Source organism: Haemophilus aegyptius, from assembly GCF_900475885.1.
GTDB classification, from domain to species: domain Bacteria; phylum Pseudomonadota; class Gammaproteobacteria; order Enterobacterales; family Pasteurellaceae; genus Haemophilus; species Haemophilus influenzae.
This window is the reverse complement of sequence record NZ_LS483429.1, coordinates 532,626-550,833: the sequence shown is the minus strand read 5'-3', so window position 1 is coordinate 550,833 and position 18,208 is coordinate 532,626. Positions and strand designations below refer to the sequence as shown.

Genomic DNA, 18,208 nt, shown 5'->3' with positions numbered 1-18,208 from the left:
AAAGGATATTTTTTATTACCCTATTCTAAATTTATATATGATAAAAATAAAAAAACCCAGTTTTAAACTGGGTTTTATTTTATCTATTGGATAAATTATTCTGCAACAACGATTACATCTAATGTTGCAAATACTTCACCGTGAAGTTGGAAACGAACATCGTGGTCACCAAGAGTACGGATTGGACCGTTTGGTAAACGAACTTCACTTTTCGCAATTTTAACGCCTGCTGCAGTTACTGCTTCTGCCACATCACGAGTAGTGATTGCGCCGAATAAACGACCTTCATCACCTGCTTTAGATGCGATAGTCACAGAACCTAATGCAGTAACTTCTGCTGCACGAGCTTGAGCTGCTGCAAGATTTGCTGCCGCTGTCGCTTCTAATTCTGCACGACGTGCTTCAAAGTGTTCAATGTTAGCTTTAGTTGCCATAACTGCTTTACCTTGTGGGATTAAGAAGTTACGTGCAAAACCTGATTTAACATTTACTTGATCGCCCACTTGACCTAAGTGAACAATTTTATCTAAAAGAATTACTTGCATTACCGTGTCTCCTTAATTACTGATGATTGTCAGTGTATGGAAGTAACGCTAAATAGCGAGCGCGTTTGATTGCACGAGCTAATTGACGTTGGTACTTCGCACGAGTACCGGTAATACGGCTAGGTACAATTTTGCCGCTTTCTGAAATATAGTTCTTTAATGTAGCGATATCTTTATAATCGATTTCAACAACATTTTCCGCTGTGAAACGGCAGAACTTACGACGACGGAAATAACGTGCCATTTGGCTAGTCTCCTAATCTATAAATTCGATTTGCTCGGCATGTAAAACTAATTGGCATAACCCACTTTGGGTTTTATGTGATGTAATAAATCCCACCACCAAAATTTTACTACCGACCGTAATGCTTTGAGTTTTTTCTATCAATTGATTACCACTAATTTGAACAGGCATTTTTAACCAAGCTTGACGTGTGAAACCACTTTCAATCTGATCAGAACAATGTTCTAACAAAAACTTGCAATGCTCAATTCCACTAGGGCTTTTTAATCGCTTTGGCAACTGAGAAACGACTCCCATAACCGAAAAACGATTATCAATTTTCAAATTACTCTTCAGCATCCTCAAAATCGTTGTTTTCAACTTCAGCTAAAGGTTTACGTTCTTCTTTAGCCGCTTTCATTGGGGACGCTTCGGTTACGGCGTGCTTAGTATGGATAACAAGACTGCGTAATACAGCATCGTTATAACGGAAAGTCGTTTCTAGCTCGTCGATGACTTGTTGAGGCGCTTCTACATTCATAAGCACATAATGTGCTTTGTGTAATTTATTAATTGGGTACGCTAATTGACGACGACCCCAATCTTCTAGGCGATGAACTTGACCACCAGCTTCTTTTACAGAACCGGTGTAACGTTCGATCATACCTGGTACTTGCTCGCTTTGGTCCGGATGAACCATAAACACGATTTCGTAGTGACGCATTACTGCTCCTTACGGGTTAATCAGCCTTTGACGTAGATCAGCCACCAATCTGCAAAGGCAAGGAACGAAAAATTCAATGTGGCTAAGGGTTGCGGATTATACCGATTTTTTTACGCTCCGCAACCAATTTGAGTTCTTTTTGAGCAAAAAAAAAGAAGGCCGATATTATAACAATATCGGCCTATCTCAAATCTTCTGTAATTAACGACTACGGAAAATAATACGACCTTTACTTAAATCATAAGGCGTCATTTCTACAGTCACTTTATCCCCAGTCAAAATACGGATATAGTTTTTACGCATTTTTCCAGAAATATGTGCAGTAACCACGTGACCGTTTTCCAACTCCACGCGGAACATAGTATTCGGTAAAGTCTCTAAAATTGTGCCTTGCATCTCAATGCAATCTTCTTTCGCCATTGTATCCTCTAAAAATAATCGATTTTTTATCCGCACTTTAGGCGGAAAAGTTAAGAAAAACGGGCGGATTATAGCCGTTTTTAATGTTAGACGAAAGATTAAAATAAAATTGAACAGAAAAAAATAACCCTTATAATGCAAAAGCCTTTTCTCAGTAAGTATGATCCTCAAATGCATATAAATTACGTTATTAGTCTTACTTCAGCATATCAACGACGAGAGCATATTCAAAAAGAATTCTCTCAACAAAACATTCCTTTTGAATTTTTTGATGCTTTAAAACCTTCAAAAGAACTAACCTCGTTAATAGAAAAATTTATCCCTAATCTACTCCATGCAAAGTTAACTGAGGGAGAAAAAGCATGTTTTATGAGCCATTACATGCTATGGCAAAAATGCTTGTCCGAAGATCTACCCTATATTTACATTTTTGAAGATGATGTATTATTAGGTGAGAATGCAGACAAATTTCTAGCTGAAGATGAATGGTTAGAAGAACGTTTTAAACAAACTGATAAATTTATTTTAAGATTTGAAACATTCCTAAATTTTTCTAAATGTAAAGATAAAAAAATTAAACCTTATTCAGGTAGAAAAATATTAAAACTAGTATCAGAAAATTGTGGCTCCGCAGGGTATGTTATATCTAGAGAAGCAGTTAAACAACTAAGTACTCATATCTGTTCGCTCACATCCAACCATCTACTCGCGATAGATTTATTAATGTTTAATATATTTAATCAGTCTAGATACCAGGTATCACCAGGTGTATGTGTTCAAGAAGAACAGCTATATCCAAATGATATAAAATTACATAGTCAGTTAGAAACGGAAAGACAAAAATATCTTAGTGTAAAGAAAAAAAGAACACTAAAAACAGTATTAATATCTTTAGCAGGAAAACCTAAAAAAATATTGAGAAAAATATTGAGAAAAATATACAGAAAGCTATTTATTTCTAAACACATAGTACCATTTAGATAATCCAACATTATACTTTGATAAAGTAAAAATATGACTAAATTAATAACAATTTCATTAACTTGCCAAAAATTTCAATATAGCGGAGGAATGGAAAGATATCTTCTTGATATTGTTAATGGATTATCTAAGACAAATATTACACCTAAAATCTACTCTGCCAAATTTGATACAACATTATCAGAATATAATCTAATTAATCCAATTAAGATTAATCTTTCTTTTGTTCCTAAAAAATGGAGAACCTCGTTTCTTTCCTACTTTTCAAATAAATATAAAGAAACATCAGAAGTCTCACTTACCACCTCTTATACCCTATCTGACGTGGTTATTTGTGGTGGTAATCATAAAGGATATCTACAAGCATCAAAGAAAAAGCCAAGCATATCAGATCGATTTAAAATCATGGGTGAACAAAAATCCTTAAATCAATCCAAATATGTCATCGCTCATTCTGCATTGATGAAAAAAGAACTCGTTGAGTTATATCATATCCCAGAAAACAAAATTGATGTGATTTATCCCCCCATTAATACAGATAAATTCACACAAATCAATGAAGAAGAAAGAATGAAGCTCAGAGAAAAGTTGGGTTTCAAAAAAGATGAAATCATTTACCTATTTCCTTCTACTGGGCATACGCGAAAAGGTTTTGATATTTTAAAAAAATATTTTGAAAAAACTCAGTTACCGATTCGCTTAGTGGTAGCAGGAACGCCTGTAGAAGAAAATCCTAAAATCTCTTCGCTTGGTTTTTGCAAAAATATGCCTGAATTATATCAAGCGGCAGATTTCACCATTATGGCATCTCAATATGAGCCATTTGGGCTTGTTGGACTAGAATCCATATTATCTGGTACGCCAGTTATTTTTTCTGAAAACATGGGATGCCTAGAAGTATTACAAAACGAATTTGGCTATACATTTTCTAGAGAAAACATAAGTACTTTAGATGATGCAATTCAAAAATCAGTAAAACAAGCATCTGAACAGCAACACCGTATTTTCAATCCAATGGACTGTATTCGTTATAATCCAAGTTTGAGTCATCATATTAAAGCAATACTGGAAGTCATCGCTAAATGATATTGCCCATGACTGTTACACTAAAATTTACAAAAGAAATACAGGCTCTATAATAACCGCACTTTTCTTATTAAATAGTACTTATGAATTCAAAAAAACACTTAGGCCATACGGCGCGTAAACGCTTTGGTCAAAACTTTTTACATAATACTTCTGTGATTCAAGGTATCGTGGCGGCGATTTACCCACAACCTAATCAATTCTTAGTGGAAATTGGTCCAGGGCTTGGTGCATTAACAGAGCCTGTTGGTGAACTAGTCGATCATCTGACCGTGGTAGAGCTTGACCGAGACCTTGCAGAACGTTTACGCCACCATCCATTTTTACATCAAAAGCTCACCGTTATTGAAACGGATGCGATGCAATTTGATTTTGGTGCGCTTTACACAAAAGAAAATTTAGCAGAAAAAGGGCAAAAATTACGTGTGTTTGGTAACTTACCTTACAACATTTCTACGCCATTGATGTTCCACTTGTTTAAATATCATGATGTGATTCAAGATATGCACTTTATGCTGCAAAAAGAAGTGGTAAAACGCCTATGTGCCGCACCAAATAGCAAAGCCTACGGTCGTTTAACCATTATGGCGCAATATTTCTGCCAAGTGATGCCTGTGCTTGAAGTACCGCCTTCGGCATTCAAACCTGCACCGAAAGTAGATTCAGCCGTTGTGCGTTTAATTCCGCATAAGGAATTGCCGCACCCTGTAAAAGATTTATATTGGTTGAACCGTGTTTGCTCCCAAGCGTTCAATCAACGTCGTAAAACATTACGCAATGCACTCTCAACTCTATTTTCACCTGAAAATCTGACCGCACTTGGTATTGATTTAAATGCACGTGCAGAAAATTTGGCTATCGCAGATTATGCACGTTTAGCGAACTGGTTAGCGGATAATCCACCAGCAGATGTCAATAAAGATGAAATCTTAGATTCAGAAGAGTAAAAATAATAAAGGTGTAACCCTTGTTACACCTTGGCTTTCTACATAAAACGAACAATTTCTTTACCTTGCATTTCTTTAATACGTTGTTGTTCTTTCCATTTTTTTCTATTTAAAGCTCGTATAATATTTTCTTTTATCCGAGTTAAACGCTGTTTCAATGTCTTTTTCTTACGGATTTTTGGACGTTTTTGTCGTTCTTTTTCCAATCCGCTTGTTAATACACTTTTACTTTGATTCGCTTGGAGTTCTTGAATACAAATTGCTGGATTCAGTTGATAGACAATATAATTATCAACATCAACTAATTTATTAAAAATAAGTTGATCAACTGCAACAATTTCATCAGAAGGAATATTCTTTAAATATTCAATTAAATATTTAGCCGCACCTTGAGAAATAATATAACCTGCCGTCCCCCAGTGAGTTGATTTTAAAATATCAAAGTTCCTAGAATTAAAAGGTGGAATTTTAGTTTGTTTCTCAAGTTTAACTGGCTGTAAAAAAGTTTCTAAACGAATAATAAAAATATCATTAAAATCAAAACGTGTTTTTAACCATTCATTTTGGTTCAAAAATACTTCCGCATTCTCGCCAAGAATTACATCATCTTCAAAAATTTTGAGATATTCCAAATTTTCATTCACACACTTATTCCATAATAAGAAATGGCTAATTAAACAGCCTTTTTCTCCTTTAGTAAGTATTCTAGATTCCTCTATATTATGTAATATGGAGTTTGATTGATTGATTGATTGATTGATTGATTGATTGATTGATTGATTGATTGATTGATAAGTGTACGCATTAAAGAAACTAAATGAAAGTTTTTTTGATTCAAATTGCTTAGTAATATGTTTGCGACGTTCAGTTGCATTTTCCATACTAATGACAATATTTTCAATAGCACTCATATTTAAATAAAAATGGAAATAACTAAATTTTTCGCATTCTACTATACAAAAAGAATAAATCAACAATAAAAGTCTGTGTTAAAATTTTCAAAATTTATTTATAAAAGAGCGGTCAAAAATGGCAACCTATTTCGTCGGTGATTTGCAAGGCTGTTATGATGAATTACAGCTTTTATTAGAACGTGTAGATTTCAATCCTACGCAAGATAAACTTTATCTTGTGGGGGATCTTATGGCACGTGGGGATAAATCACTTGAATGTCTTCGTTTTGTAAAATCACTTGGTAATGCAGCGCAAACCGTACTAGGGAATCACGATTTACATTTAATTGCGACCGCACTGGGTATTAAAAAAGTAAAACCGCATGATCGTGTTGATGCCATTTTTAATGCGCCCGATTTTGATGAGCTGATTCATTGGTTACGTCATCAGCCATTACTTGTGCATAATGAAAAGTTAAACTTCCTGATGGTGCATGCAGGCATTTCACCTGATTGGGATTTGAAAACTGCGAAATCTTGTGCGGCTGAAGTTGAACAGATTTTACAGCACGGCGATTTTCATTATCTTATTGAAAATATGTATTCTGAACAGCCTGATCGCTGGTCGCCAGATTTACAGGGCTTAGCACGTCATCGCTACATTATTAATGCTTTCACTCGAATGCGTTTTTGCTATTTGGATCATCGCTTTGATTTTGCTTGTAAATCCCCTTTAAAAGATGCGCCAGCGGAGCTCACGCCTTGGTTTAATTTAGATAATCCACTTTATAAACAGATTCCCATTGTCTTTGGGCATTGGGCAAGTTTAGTCGATGAGCCTACTCCAAAAGGTATTTATGCCTTAGATACGGGTTGTGTGTGGAATAATCGAATGACTATGTTGCGTTGGGAAGACAAGCAGTTCTTCACTCAAAGTGCGGTCAAAAATTACAGTGATTTTTAAGGAAACACTATGCTCTCGCTTACGACTGAATCTTGCGAACTGTTCAACATTCCTTTCTACCAATTCGCCCAAATGAAAAAATTCTGCCCAGAAGATATTCCAGCGATTAAAGCGGATTACAAATTACATTGGGATAATTGGAAAGCGATAATTCAATCTGTTTCAGCACAACTCGGTACGCCTTTTGCGAAACCGCATATTGAAAGCTGGACCAATGGTTGGCAAGTACGGGCTCATTTCTTCGCTTATTTTAAATACGAGTTTAACCAAAATTCTGCCGCAATCTTTTCTGTGCTATTAAATCGTCGCCGACTAAGAGTGTGTTTAGATTGGCATTGCTATCGTGCAGATCGCTCACAAATTAATGTGCAACAATATAATCAGTGGCTTGATCAATTTGATTTCAAACAATTTGCTGATTTTGAGATTTGGCGAGAGGATGAAAGTGAATATGATGATTTTCGCCAAGTGAAGGTCATTTCTGAAAAAAATCTGATCTTACGTTCAGATGAGGATTTTTGGTGCATTGGGAAAAGTATTGAAAAAGCCGAGTTAAATCAAATAGATCCCGTTTTATTTATTACACACACCATTCAACAATTACAACCGCTTTACGATCGCTGCCATCAATAAAGTATACCCTTAGTATAAATAATTGAGCTCTACATTATGCAGAGCCCAATATTTCAGCAAATTAATAAACTATCCAAATTTATGGCAACAGTTTAAAGTGCGGTAATTCTTATTGATGTTTTTAACTACACATCATAAGTAGTTGATGCTGTATTACCGCCACGACCAGTCCAGTTGGTGTGGAAAAACTCGCCACGAGGTTTATCTGTGCATTCATAAGTATGAGCACCGAAGTAGTCGCGTTGTGCTTGCAATAAGTTTGCTGGTAAACGTGCTGAAGTATAGCCATCTAAGAAAGTAATCGCAGACGCCATACAAGGCATTGGGATACCCACTTCGATAGATTTTGCCACCACTTTACGCCAGTCACTTAATGCGTTTTCTAAAATGCCTTTGAAGTAGCTATCTGAACCTAAGAAAACAAGATTTGGATTTGCTTCATAAGCATCGCGAATATTACCTAAGAAACGGCTACGAATGATACAACCTTCACGCCATAACAACGCAGTTGCACCATAGTTAATATCCCAACCAAATTGTTCAGAGGCTTCACGAATCAGCATAAAGCCTTGTGCGTAAGAAATAATTTTTGACGCTAATAATGCTTTACGTACCGCTTCAATCCATACTTTTTTGTCGCCTTCAACTGGTGTAATAGTTTTGCCGAATAATTGATTAGCCGCAACACGTTGATCTTTAAAGGAAGACACACAGCGTGCAAAAACGGATTCAGTGATTAAAGTTAATGGAATACCAAAATCTAACGCATTGATACCTGTCCATTTACCTGTCCCTTTTTGACCTGCAGTATCCAAGATTTTTTCGACTAAAGGTTCTCCACTTTCATCTTTATAGCCAAGAATGTCGGTAGTAATATCAATCAAATAACTATCAAGTTCCGTTTTTTTCCATTCTGCGAAGATGGCTTGCATTTCTTCATAGCTTAAGCCTAAACCTTCTTTTAAGAATTGGTATGCTTCGCAAATTAACTGCATATCGCCATATTCAATACCATTGTGAACCATTTTCACAAAATGACCAGCACCTTCGCCGCCGACCCAGTCACAACAAGGTTCGCCTTGTTCTGTTTTAGCTGAGATTGCTTGGAAAATTGGTTTCACATACTGCCACGCTTCTTGATTACCGCCCGGCATAATTGAAGGCCCGTGACGCGCCCCTTCTTCGCCACCAGACACACCTGAACCGATAAAGCGAATACCTTTCTCCGCCAAGGCTTTCACTCGACGGTTCGTATCTGGATAGTTTGAGTTACCGCCATCAATAATGATGTCGCCCTCTTCTAAATGTGGTAATAATGCTTCAATGAATTGATCCACCACATCACCTGCGCGCACCATTAACATCACTTTACGTGGTTTTTCTAATTTAGCAGCTAAATCTTCTAAAGAGTATGCGCCGATAATATTGGTGCCTTTTGCCGCACCTTGTAAAAATTCATCCACTTTTGAAGTGGTACGGTTATATGCCACGACTTTAAACCCGTGGTCGTTCATATTTAAAATGAGGTTTTGCCCCATTACGGCTAAGCCGATAACACCGATGTCGCCTTTTACTGACATTGTTTTCTCCTGTTGGATTACTAAATCTTTGTTTATGATGGGGGCGCCCCTACATGTTTGTCTATGATGTAGATAAATTGTAGGAGGGAATTACATTCGCCCTTTTAATCTACATATAATTTATCTTGTTCCCATAAAATAGGATTATTTTGAATATATTCATAAATCTGTATACTGAATCTTTGTTTATGATGAGGGCTAATATAATTAGCCCCTACATGTTTTGTCTATGATGTAGATAAATTGTAGGAGGGAATTACATTCGCCCTTTTAATCTACATATAATTAATCTTGTTCCCATAAAATAGGATTATTTTGAATATATTCATAAATCTGTATACTAAATCTTTGTTTATGATGAGGGCTAATATAATTAGCCCCTACATGTTTGTCTATGATGTAGATAAATTGTAGGAGGGAATTACATTCGCCCTTTTAATCTACATATAATTTATCTTGTTCCCATAAAATAGGATTATTTTGAATATATTCATAAATCTGCAAATAGGATTTTTCATCACGAATAATATGTTCATAATAATTTCGCTGCCAAACATCAAAAATTTCACTATTTTTTCTTGCCCAAGATGTTACACCTGCTTTAAATCCACGAACTATTGAGCCAATTGTTTGAGATGTTCCCTTTTGTGCTGCTCTTGATTGTAGGGGCAAATTACATTTGCCCTTTACCTGTTCAATAATTTCAATAATACCGTGTAAATGATTTGGCATAATAACAAATTCATCAATTCGTACTTGTGGAAAGAACATTGGAATATTTTCCCAACACTGTTTTACGTAATTCCCTAAATCATTTAATTGCATTTGTTGATTAATGATATGCCCAAATAGACATTCTTTATTTTTACAACAAATGGTGATGAAATAAAATCCTTCAGAACGATAATTATAATGTTTTAAACGAATCGATCTTCGATGATGAATACCTGCATTATATTTCGTAGTCATACATTCCGCTGTAATTGTTTTTATAGGGCAAATGTAATTTGCCCCTACAAGCGATCAATTTTGCCAACACTGCAGGCAACCCCTGCTTTACCAATATCCCTTATTCTTCGTCGTAACTGCCCCAAAAACTGCGGCGATAATCACACAACCTAAAAATAAATAAATCACCGAAATTTGGTTGATGGCATAACCAAAAATAATCCCTGCTGCCAAAAAGCCGTTGTATAACCCTTGATTGGCGAACACCACTTTTGCTTTCAATGGTGAACATTTCTAAATAGAGAATGTAGAAATGTTCAAGGGTGACAAGTGCAGTTAAAATATAGGCTAAAATTTCCATTAGAGCAGCCTTGCCGCTGCTTTATCCAAATACCACTCCGTCACCCCATTTTTTGCTTTAATTTTGGCAGCGGGATAAGGCAAGTTTTCTGCTGGGGTAGTTTGAATTTCTTTTAAAATATCCGCCTTGCTTTCGCCTGTCACCAAATAGGTAATGCGTTTAGCTTGTTCAATGAGTTTGGCTGTTTTAGAAATACGAATTTGACCGCTTTCAGGGTGTTTTGCAATGACAGCAAGGTTTTCATCATCAAAATTGGTTTGATGTGGGAAAAGAGAAGCAGTATGACCATCAGTTCCCATACCTAAAATAATCCTATCAAAAACACCGTTTGGAATGACCGCACTTAATTCTTCTTCGAAACGTTTTAGCTCAAAGTGCGGTTCATTTTCACCACGAATTCGATGGATGTTTTCCGTTGGAATTTGAATATGATCGAATAAAAGTTTTTGCACTTCGCCATAGTTACTTTCAGGATCAGATGGCGGAACCATACGATCATCTCCCCACCAAAAATGCAGATTTTTCCAGTTAATTTGTTCCGCATAAGGTGATTTGGCTAGGGTTTTAAATAATAACTTAGGCGTCGAACCACCAGAAAGGGAAATATGCACAGGGTGAGTTAATTGACTATAAATCACAAATTCTTGTGCAATTTTATCGACTGCATGTTGAGCAGTTGGGAAGCTGATATAGTTCATTGATTTTCCGTAGGGTGGGCTTTAGCCCACAATTTATTATGTTAGTAAGAGCGGTGGGCTAAAGCCCACCCTACATTAGATTAGTTAAACTTTTTTCTTCATCAATCCACTTGGTTTACGCCACACTTTGCCTTGTTTTGCGATTAATTTATCAGCTGCAACAGGCCCCCAAGTGCCAGCTTCATATTCGTGAATACGACCACCATTGGCTTTGTAATCTAAAATCGGTTGCACAAATTTCCATGCGGCATGCACAGCATCAGTACGAGCAAACAAGGTTGCATCTCCTTTCATCGCATCCAACAATAAACGTTCATAAGCGGTTAATACTTGCGCGCCTGCTAAATCTGCATAACGGAAATCCATTGATACTTCTTTCGCTTCAAAACCTGCACCTGGTTTTTTCAAACCAAAACGCATTGAAATCGCTTCATCAGGTTGAATACGAATAATTAATTTATTCTCTGGTGCATTTTGGCTGAATACAGGATGTGGCGTAGTTTTAAAATGGATCACAATTTCAGTCACACGAGCTGGTAAGCGTTTACCCGTACGAACATAGAACGGCACACCAGCCCAACGCCAGTTTTCAATTTCACAACGTAATGCGATGTAGGTTTCAGTACGAGAATTTGCCGGTACGCCTTTTTCTTCTAGATAGCCTTTTTCCATTTTGCCGTTAATTTCAGCCGCAGTGTATTGACCCAAAACAAGGTTATTCTCCATATCCTCCGAAGTTAATGGACGCAAACTATGCATCACTTTTGCTACTTCATCACGCATTGAATTCGCGTTAATAATCGCTGGCGGCTCCATTGCCACCATCGCTAACACTTGCAATAAATGGTTTTGGAACATATCTCGCATTGCGCCAGAACCATCATAATAGCCCCCGCGATCTTCCACGCCAATAGATTCTGCACCGGTAATTTCCACATAATCAATGAAATTACGGTTCCAAAGCGGCTCAAACCACCCATTTGAGAAACGTAAAACAAGTAAGTTTTGTACAGTTTCTTTACCAAGATAATGGTCAATACGATAGATTTGATGCTCTTCAAAGAAACGATGAATTTGAACGTCGAGTTCTTGCGCCGTTTTTTCATCGTAGCCAAAAGGTTTTTCCACAATAATACGTTTCCAGCCATATTCTTCCGTATTTAAACCGTGTGCAGCCAAACACTCAGGAATCACGCCATAAAGACTTGGCGGAGTGGACATATAGTAAAGGGTGTTACCACAAGTTTGATATTTATCATGAAGATCATCTAAGTGTGGAACAAGTTTGCCATAATCTTGAGCATCAGAAGTATTCACAGCTTGGTAATAAAGATGAGAGCAGAAAGCATCTAAGGTTTCTGGTGTTGTTTCTTCATTATGGATTAACGCCTCACGCATTTTTTCGCGGAAAGTTTCATCGTTCAAGTCAGAACGTGCAACACCTAGAACGAAAAAGTTTTCACTCAAACGCCCGATCTTGTAGAGATTATAAAGAGCTGGAATGAGTTTACGGTGAGTTAAGTCACCAGACGCGCCAAAGATGACGATACAGTTATTATCAGTTTGCATAATTATTCCTTATAAGATTCCGAGTAATATCGGAAAATAATGCCGTATTCTAGAGAAAAAAACCAATCGAACCAATCAATTAAATTGAAAGATAGAACGCCAATCGAGCGATTGATCGCCCACCATTAAAAAATGCGGATTAATCAAGGTTTCACGTTGGTTATAGGTTAAAGGCTCAAAATGAGAGTCAAAAATGGCACCGTGAGTTTCACCCAGCAACACTTCAGCACCAGCGGTATCCCATTCGCCTGTTTTCCCTAAACAAACATAACAATCCACTGCACCTTCAGCCACCAAACCGCTTTTTAAGCTACTTGAACCGACCACAACAAATTTACAAAGAAAATCCTTCGGTAAAATCGACCGCACTTTTTCTTGAGAAGTGGTTGAACCTACCGCAATTCGTAAAGTTCGGTCAAAATCTGTCGTGTTTTTAGTGAGTTTTTTTACCTGATCCAGTTGTTTTTTAAATGCGCCGAAATTATCCATTGCATAATAAGTGATTGATAAAACTGGCGCGTGAATAACGCTTAACACTGGTTTATTTTTACGAACTAAGGTAATCAACACAGAAAATTGATCGGTACGATTAATAAATTGTTGTGTGCCATCAAGAGGATCAATTAACCAATATTCTTTCCAATTTTTACGCTCTTCAAAGGAAATATGGCAATTTTCTTCCGAAAGAACAGGGACATTAGGGAAAAGTGCGGTCAATTTTTCTGTTAAAAATTGGCTCACAAAAAGATCTGCTTCCGTCACAGGCGTATTGTCTTCTTTCCATTCAATATGAACCTGTTTTTGATAAAACTGTTGCAAATGCTTACCCGCTTGATAAGCAATCAGCAATACTTGGTTGAGTAAATGTTCGTTTAACGTCAGCATAAAATCATTCTCTTGTTTTTGGCAGCAACCACGGCATAACAAATAGAGCATAAAATACCATTCCGCACGTACTCACTAATCCGAGAGATAACCCACCCTCCGTTATCCATTGCCAAAAGGAAGCTTCTTGTTTGCCGAGCAATAACAAATAAAAATAAGATGCCATGTTGCAGTAAACAAATGAAATAATCGATGAAACGAATACAATCGAAGCAATGTTATAACGTATGTAACGGAATTTTGCAGCTAAAAGTGCGGTTAAAAATGCGGGAATTGTGGCGAGAAGAAATGCTGTGAGAGCATAGCGAGAAAAAGGAACGATAACGCCACTTGAATCATCATCAAACCAAATCAAAAGTGCGGTGACGATGACCTGCAAAATCAGAGGGAAAAAAATAAGTGTTTTTAAGTAAGATTTCATAATAAAAAATAGGCTATCCAAAAGGTAGCCTATTCTAAAATAAATTTAAGGATTAATCAGATTTTTTCGCACGTAATACGCGAGATGCAAAAATCACAATGCCCACGATAAATACGATTAAACCTAACCACTCGCCAATCGTATCCCAGTTTTCAAGATTTAAGGATAATGGCCCTTCAGAACCGCCTGTGGTAACAGAAGCAGCGATAATGAATGCTAAAATCACACCCATTAAGCTTTCACCTACAATTAAACCCGCAGAGAAAAGCGTACCGAAACGTTCTGCTTTAGCTGACACTTCTTTGTTACCAAGTTTTGCAATATGACGAGTCATGATCCACGCTAAGAATGCACCGACAATCACAGGCATATTAATTGATGGCGGTAAGTAAATACCAATCCCCACAGCAATAACTGGCAAGCCAAAGACTTTGTTGCTGACTTTTTTCAAGAATGCATCAATCGTAATTAACACAGCACCTAAACCTATACCAGTTAAGATGTAAGTCCATTCCAATTTATTTGTGAAAATACCTTGAGAAATGGTGGTCATTAGTGTTGCTTGTGGCGCAGATAAGGCTTGTGACGGATCCATATCTGGGCGTGGCAACGCACCGCTGAAACCATACGCGTGATACAAGATTTCTAATACTGGTGCGATAACAAGCGCACCCACAAAGCAGCCGATAATTAATGCGACTTGTTGGCGCCAAGGTGTTGCTTCAACTAATAAACCCGTTTTTAAATCTTGTAGATTATCATTAGAAATACAAGCTGTAGTGATTACGATAGATGCCGTAAACAATGTAAGTGCGGTCAAAAATTTCTGACCATCTACGGTTTCAAATAAGCCCGAAGCATTACCGATTGACACCAATACTAATGAAGTCACAATAACAGAAATAATTCCGATACCAGAAATTGGGCTTGAAGATGAACCCACTAAACCTGCCATATAACCAGAAGCTGCAGCCACAAAGAAGCCGATAAATACAGCTAAGAAAGTACAAACTACCACTAATAAAATGGAAAGTTCTGGTGAAATTGGTGCAGCCGAAATAAAGTGGTGTAATGAAATAACGACTAACACAACAGTCGCGATCAAGATGTAAATCATTGTTTTTGGAGAAAGGTCGATATCAACGCGGTGCTCAGATTCAACTTGTCCACCTTTCAACATACGGAAAGAATGTACCATCCCTTCAATCATTGGTTTCATTAAAATAAGTAATGTCCAAATCGCTGCGATACCAATTGTACCTACACCAATAAAGCGTACTTTCGTTTTCCAAACCACCATTGCGGCATCAATTAAGCTTGCGTCTGCTGCAATATCACCTGACATAGTGAAATATGGCACAGCCACACCCCAAGTCAAAATCACACCAACTAACATTGCGATACCGCCTACGATACCAATTAAATAACCCGCCCCAAGCAAGGCAAGTGAAAAGCCCATTGGTAATTGGAAAGCAGCTTTACTCGTTTGAATCCAAGCGCTTGCACCATCAGCCATAACGCGTAAACCATTGGTTAAAAATGCAACTAAGCTCGCTAAAACACCACCGTAAACAATATCTTTCACACCGCTGTCCCCATCTGCATGATTACCCGCTTTCAAAATTTCTGCAGCAGCTACACCTTCAGGATAAGGTAAATCACTGTTTACCACCATCGCACGGCGTAATGGAATAGTGAATAACACACCTAATGTACCACCAGCGGCACAAATCAACATGGTTTGCCAGAATGGGAAGTCTTGCCAGTAACCCATCATTAGTAAACCGGGTAAGACAAAGATGACGGAAGAAAGCGTACCCGCAGAAGATGCTTGAGTTTGCACCATATTATTTTCAAGGATACTGGAATCTTTGAAAAATTTCAGCACAGCCATAGAAATCACCGCAGCCGGAATAGATGACGCAAATGTCACCCCCACTTTTAGACCGAGATACACATTGGATGCAGTGAAAATCACTGTAATCAATGCGCCGAGGATAATTCCTCGAACGGTCAATTCTTTTAAGTTTTCGTTATGCATAAAAATGTTCCTTGAGTAAAAAAAAGAAAACCGCTCAACCTTGTCAAAAATTTGACCATTTTTCAAGTTTTTTTAACATAAAATTTGTTTTATTGAAAAATGTTTAAATTAACCTGTTTTGATTTTTTTTCATTTAATAAAAATCCTATTAAAGAATAAAATTTTTAATAACAGTTCATTAGCATACTTTGTGGTACTATTTTGTCGAATTAAAATAAGGAGAAAATAATGGCAGAAAAAGAAGTCAGATTAGATAAATGGTTGTGGGCTGCACGATTTTACAAAACACGTAGCATTGCTAAAGCCATGATTGAAAGTGGTAAAGTGCATTACAACAATCAACGTGCGAAAGTAAGTAAAATTGTGGAAGTGGGCGTAATGTTAAAACTTCGTCAAGGAAACGAAGAAAAAGAAATAAAAATTATCGCCTTAAGCGATCAACGCCGAGGTGCGCCAGAAGCACAATTACTTTATCAAGAAACCGAAAATAGCGTGAAAAAAAGAGAAGAAATCGCGTGGGCAAGAAAAAACAATTCACTTTCAATGCCCCATCCTGATCGTCGCCCAAACAAAAAAGAGCGGAGAGATTTATTGAAATTTAAACATCAGGATAAATTTGAATAAAAATCTTACCGCACTTTTCTGTGTTTTTAAGGTTTAATATCTCGCAAAATTGGATTTTGCATTGAAATCAAGGTTTCAGTGGATTGAATTTCATCTATTAACTGAATCTTTGTCGCCAAAACAGAATGTAATTCTGCGATTGTGTGTGTCATCACTTTTAAGAAAATTGAGTAATTACCCGTTGTATAATAGGCTTCCACTACCTCATCGAAACTTTCTAGCTTTTTGATTACCTTCTCATAATCTTTTGCGCTTTTTAGAATAATGCCGATAAAACAACATACATCATAGCCTAATTTACGCTCATCAATGATCACCTTCGTGCCTTCAATAATGCCCGATTGACGCATTTTTTCGACCCGAACGTGAATCGTTCCTGGACTGACGCCAAAGTTTTTAGCCATTTCGGCATAGGGAGTTCTCGCATCTTTGGTGAGTACACGTAAGATTTGCCGATCTAAACTGTCAATATTGTGCATAAAACAACCTCCTTTAGATTTTATTTAATTTTTCATTACTGAATTAGATATTATCTAATCAAAATAAGAAAGTAAATAAAATACTTGAAATAAAATCATAATTTATTGAATAATACTCAAAAATATTATTCCTCATTAAAAAAGGTTATCAAAATGAAAAAGACATTTATTTTACAACAACAAGAAATCAGCTTTGTGAAGAACACTTTCACGCAAAATCTTATTGAGCAACTTGGCATTATTGAAGTGCAAGGCCCAATTTTGAGCCAAGTGGGTAACGGAATGCAAGATAACTTATCTGGCATTGAAAAAGCCGTTCAAGTTAACGTGAAATGTATTCCAAATGCCGTATTTGAAGTAGTACATTCTCTTGCGAAATGGAAACGCCATACATTAGCTCGTTTCAACTTTAAAGAAGACGAAGGCTTGTTTGTTCATATGAAAGCATTGCGTCCCGATGAAGATTCTCTTGATCCAACGCACTCTGTTTATGTAGATCAATGGGACTGGGAAAAAGTGATTCCTGAAGGTCGTCGTAATTTTGCATACTTAAAAGAAACGGTAAATTCTATTTATCGTGCTATTCGTTTAACAGAATTAGCCGTAGAAGCACGTTTTGATATTCCTTCCATTCTTCCAAAACAGATTACCTTTGTGCATAGCGAAGATTTAGTAAAACGCTATCCAGATTTAAGCAGTAAAGAGCGTGAAAACGCAATTTGTAAAGAATACGGTGCAGTATTCTTAATCGGGATTGGCGGCAAACTTTCAGATGGCAAACCTCATGATGGTCGTGCACCTGACTATGATGACTGGACAACAGAATCTGAAAATGGCTACAAAGGCTTAAATGGCGACATTTTGGTATGGAACGACCAATTAGGCAAAGCCTTTGAACTATCCTCAATGGGTATCCGCGTGGATGAAAGTGCATTACGCTTACAAGTTGGCTTAACAGGCGATGAAGACCGTTTAAAAATGGATTGGCACCAAGATTTATTAAACGGAAAATTGCCATTAACTATCGGCGGTGGTATCGGTCAATCTCGCTTAGCGATGCTTTTACTTCGTAAAAAACATATCGGTGAAGTGCAATCAAGCGTATGGCCAAAAGAAATGTTAGAAGAATTTTCAAACATTCTTTAAAATCAATTAAGTAGATAACAAAAGTGCGGTAAAAATTAAC

The 18,208-nt window shown here is 37.0% G+C and carries 22 protein-coding genes; 7 read left to right on the top strand and 15 right to left on the bottom strand.

Features of this window, described 5'->3' with window-relative positions:
• Window positions 1-95: 95 nt before the first annotated feature.
• The 5 genes from rplI to infA form a co-directional block, all read right to left on the bottom strand.
• The gene (rplI, locus tag DQN49_RS02935; RefSeq protein WP_005669433.1) at window positions 96-545 is read right to left on the bottom strand and encodes a 50S ribosomal protein L9; all 450 of its coding nucleotides are present in this window, start codon (window positions 543-545) and stop codon (window positions 96-98) included.
• Window positions 546-561: 16 nt separating this feature from the next.
• Window positions 562-789: a 30S ribosomal protein S18 gene (rpsR, locus tag DQN49_RS02930; protein ID WP_005598105.1), complete on the bottom strand. Its 228-nt coding sequence runs from the start codon at window positions 787-789 to the stop codon at window positions 562-564.
• Between the two features lie 12 nt (window positions 790-801).
• Window positions 802-1,128, bottom strand: coding sequence for a primosomal replication protein N (gene priB, locus DQN49_RS02925; protein ID WP_006995205.1), 327 nt, complete (start codon window positions 1,126-1,128; stop codon window positions 802-804).
• Window positions 1,115-1,492, bottom strand: a complete 378-nt coding sequence (rpsF, locus tag DQN49_RS02920; RefSeq protein ID WP_005627620.1) for a 30S ribosomal protein S6 — start codon at window positions 1,490-1,492, stop codon at window positions 1,115-1,117. The genes priB and rpsF overlap by 14 nt, the downstream gene beginning before the upstream one ends.
• A 201-nt stretch (window positions 1,493-1,693) precedes the next feature.
• Window positions 1,694-1,912 carry a translation initiation factor IF-1 gene (gene infA, locus DQN49_RS02915; RefSeq protein ID WP_005627617.1) on the bottom strand — a complete coding sequence of 73 codons (219 nt, stop codon included), beginning with the start codon at window positions 1,910-1,912 and terminating at the stop codon, window positions 1,694-1,696.
• A 135-nt stretch (window positions 1,913-2,047) separates the two neighbouring features.
• Between infA and DQN49_RS02910 the strand changes: the two genes are divergently transcribed.
• The 3 genes from DQN49_RS02910 to rsmA all read left to right on the top strand — a co-directional run bounded on the left by DQN49_RS02910 (window position 2,048) and on the right by rsmA (window position 4,926).
• Entirely contained in the window at window positions 2,048-2,896 is an 849-nt protein-coding gene (locus DQN49_RS02910; protein ID WP_006995207.1) for a glycosyltransferase family 25 protein, read from the top strand.
• A 30-nt stretch (window positions 2,897-2,926) separates the two neighbouring features.
• Window positions 2,927-3,979, top strand: coding sequence for a glycosyltransferase family 4 protein (locus DQN49_RS02905; RefSeq protein ID WP_006995208.1), 1,053 nt, complete (start codon window positions 2,927-2,929; stop codon window positions 3,977-3,979).
• A gap of 83 nt (window positions 3,980-4,062) precedes the next feature.
• Window positions 4,063-4,926, top strand: a complete 864-nt coding sequence (gene rsmA, locus DQN49_RS02900) for a 16S rRNA (adenine(1518)-N(6)/adenine(1519)-N(6))-dimethyltransferase RsmA (RefSeq protein ID WP_006995209.1) — start codon at window positions 4,063-4,065, stop codon at window positions 4,924-4,926.
• A 38-nt stretch (window positions 4,927-4,964) separates the two neighbouring features.
• Here rsmA and DQN49_RS02895 read toward each other — a convergent pair whose 3' ends face one another.
• The gene (locus DQN49_RS02895; RefSeq protein ID WP_006995210.1) at window positions 4,965-5,837 is read right to left on the bottom strand and encodes a glycosyltransferase family 25 protein; all 873 of its coding nucleotides are present in this window, start codon (window positions 5,835-5,837) and stop codon (window positions 4,965-4,967) included.
• A gap of 118 nt (window positions 5,838-5,955) precedes the next feature.
• On the opposite strand from DQN49_RS02895, the gene apaH reads away from it, so the two are divergent.
• Both apaH and DQN49_RS02885 read left to right on the top strand, forming a co-directional pair.
• On the top strand, window positions 5,956-6,783 hold the full coding sequence (apaH, locus tag DQN49_RS02890) for a bis(5'-nucleosyl)-tetraphosphatase (symmetrical) ApaH (RefSeq protein ID WP_006995211.1): 828 nt from the start codon (window positions 5,956-5,958) through the stop codon (window positions 6,781-6,783).
• A gap of 9 nt (window positions 6,784-6,792) precedes the next feature.
• Window positions 6,793-7,416, top strand: a complete 624-nt coding sequence (locus DQN49_RS02885) for a glucose-6-phosphate 1-dehydrogenase family protein (protein WP_006995212.1) — start codon at window positions 6,793-6,795, stop codon at window positions 7,414-7,416.
• A 125-nt stretch (window positions 7,417-7,541) separates the two neighbouring features.
• Here the strand turns inward: DQN49_RS02885 and gnd are convergent, their stop codons facing one another.
• From gnd to DQN49_RS02845, 8 genes are all read right to left on the bottom strand, one after another.
• Window positions 7,542-8,996, bottom strand: a complete 1,455-nt coding sequence (gene gnd, locus DQN49_RS02880; protein ID WP_006995213.1) for a decarboxylating NADP(+)-dependent phosphogluconate dehydrogenase — start codon at window positions 8,994-8,996, stop codon at window positions 7,542-7,544.
• Window positions 8,997-9,431: 435 nt separating this feature from the next.
• Window positions 9,432-9,965: a transposase gene (locus DQN49_RS02875; RefSeq protein WP_006995214.1), complete on the bottom strand. Its 534-nt coding sequence runs from the start codon at window positions 9,963-9,965 to the stop codon at window positions 9,432-9,434.
• A gap of 87 nt (window positions 9,966-10,052) precedes the next feature.
• On the bottom strand, window positions 10,053-10,211 hold the full coding sequence (locus tag DQN49_RS10390) for a DUF1304 family protein (protein WP_223395594.1): 159 nt from the start codon (window positions 10,209-10,211) through the stop codon (window positions 10,053-10,055).
• Between the two features lie 93 nt (window positions 10,212-10,304).
• Entirely contained in the window at window positions 10,305-11,003 is a 699-nt protein-coding gene (gene pgl, locus DQN49_RS02865) for a 6-phosphogluconolactonase (protein ID WP_006995216.1), read from the bottom strand.
• A gap of 84 nt (window positions 11,004-11,087) precedes the next feature.
• Window positions 11,088-12,572 carry a glucose-6-phosphate dehydrogenase gene (zwf, locus tag DQN49_RS02860; RefSeq protein ID WP_006995217.1) on the bottom strand — a complete coding sequence of 495 codons (1,485 nt, stop codon included), beginning with the start codon at window positions 12,570-12,572 and terminating at the stop codon, window positions 11,088-11,090.
• 75 nt (window positions 12,573-12,647) lie between these two features.
• Complete coding sequence (cysQ, locus tag DQN49_RS02855) at window positions 12,648-13,457, bottom strand: 3'(2'),5'-bisphosphate nucleotidase CysQ (RefSeq protein ID WP_032826246.1); 810 nt, start codon at window positions 13,455-13,457, stop codon at window positions 12,648-12,650.
• A gap of 4 nt (window positions 13,458-13,461) precedes the next feature.
• On the bottom strand, window positions 13,462-13,878 hold the full coding sequence (locus tag DQN49_RS02850; RefSeq protein WP_006995219.1) for a hypothetical protein: 417 nt from the start codon (window positions 13,876-13,878) through the stop codon (window positions 13,462-13,464).
• Between the two features lie 52 nt (window positions 13,879-13,930).
• Complete coding sequence (locus tag DQN49_RS02845; protein WP_006995220.1) at window positions 13,931-15,919, bottom strand: OPT family oligopeptide transporter; 1,989 nt, start codon at window positions 15,917-15,919, stop codon at window positions 13,931-13,933.
• A gap of 228 nt (window positions 15,920-16,147) precedes the next feature.
• Between DQN49_RS02845 and hslR the strand changes: the two genes are divergently transcribed.
• The gene (hslR, locus tag DQN49_RS02840; protein ID WP_006995221.1) at window positions 16,148-16,543 is read left to right on the top strand and encodes a ribosome-associated heat shock protein Hsp15; all 396 of its coding nucleotides are present in this window, start codon (window positions 16,148-16,150) and stop codon (window positions 16,541-16,543) included.
• Window positions 16,544-16,569: 26 nt separating this feature from the next.
• On the opposite strand, the gene asnC is transcribed toward hslR, so the two are convergent.
• Complete coding sequence (gene asnC, locus DQN49_RS02835) at window positions 16,570-17,022, bottom strand: transcriptional regulator AsnC (RefSeq protein WP_006995222.1); 453 nt, start codon at window positions 17,020-17,022, stop codon at window positions 16,570-16,572.
• Window positions 17,023-17,175: 153 nt separating this feature from the next.
• On the opposite strand from asnC, the gene asnA reads away from it, so the two are divergent.
• Window positions 17,176-18,168, top strand: coding sequence for an aspartate--ammonia ligase (gene asnA, locus DQN49_RS02830; protein ID WP_005649541.1), 993 nt, complete (start codon window positions 17,176-17,178; stop codon window positions 18,166-18,168).
• Window positions 18,169-18,208 lie beyond the last annotated feature (40 nt).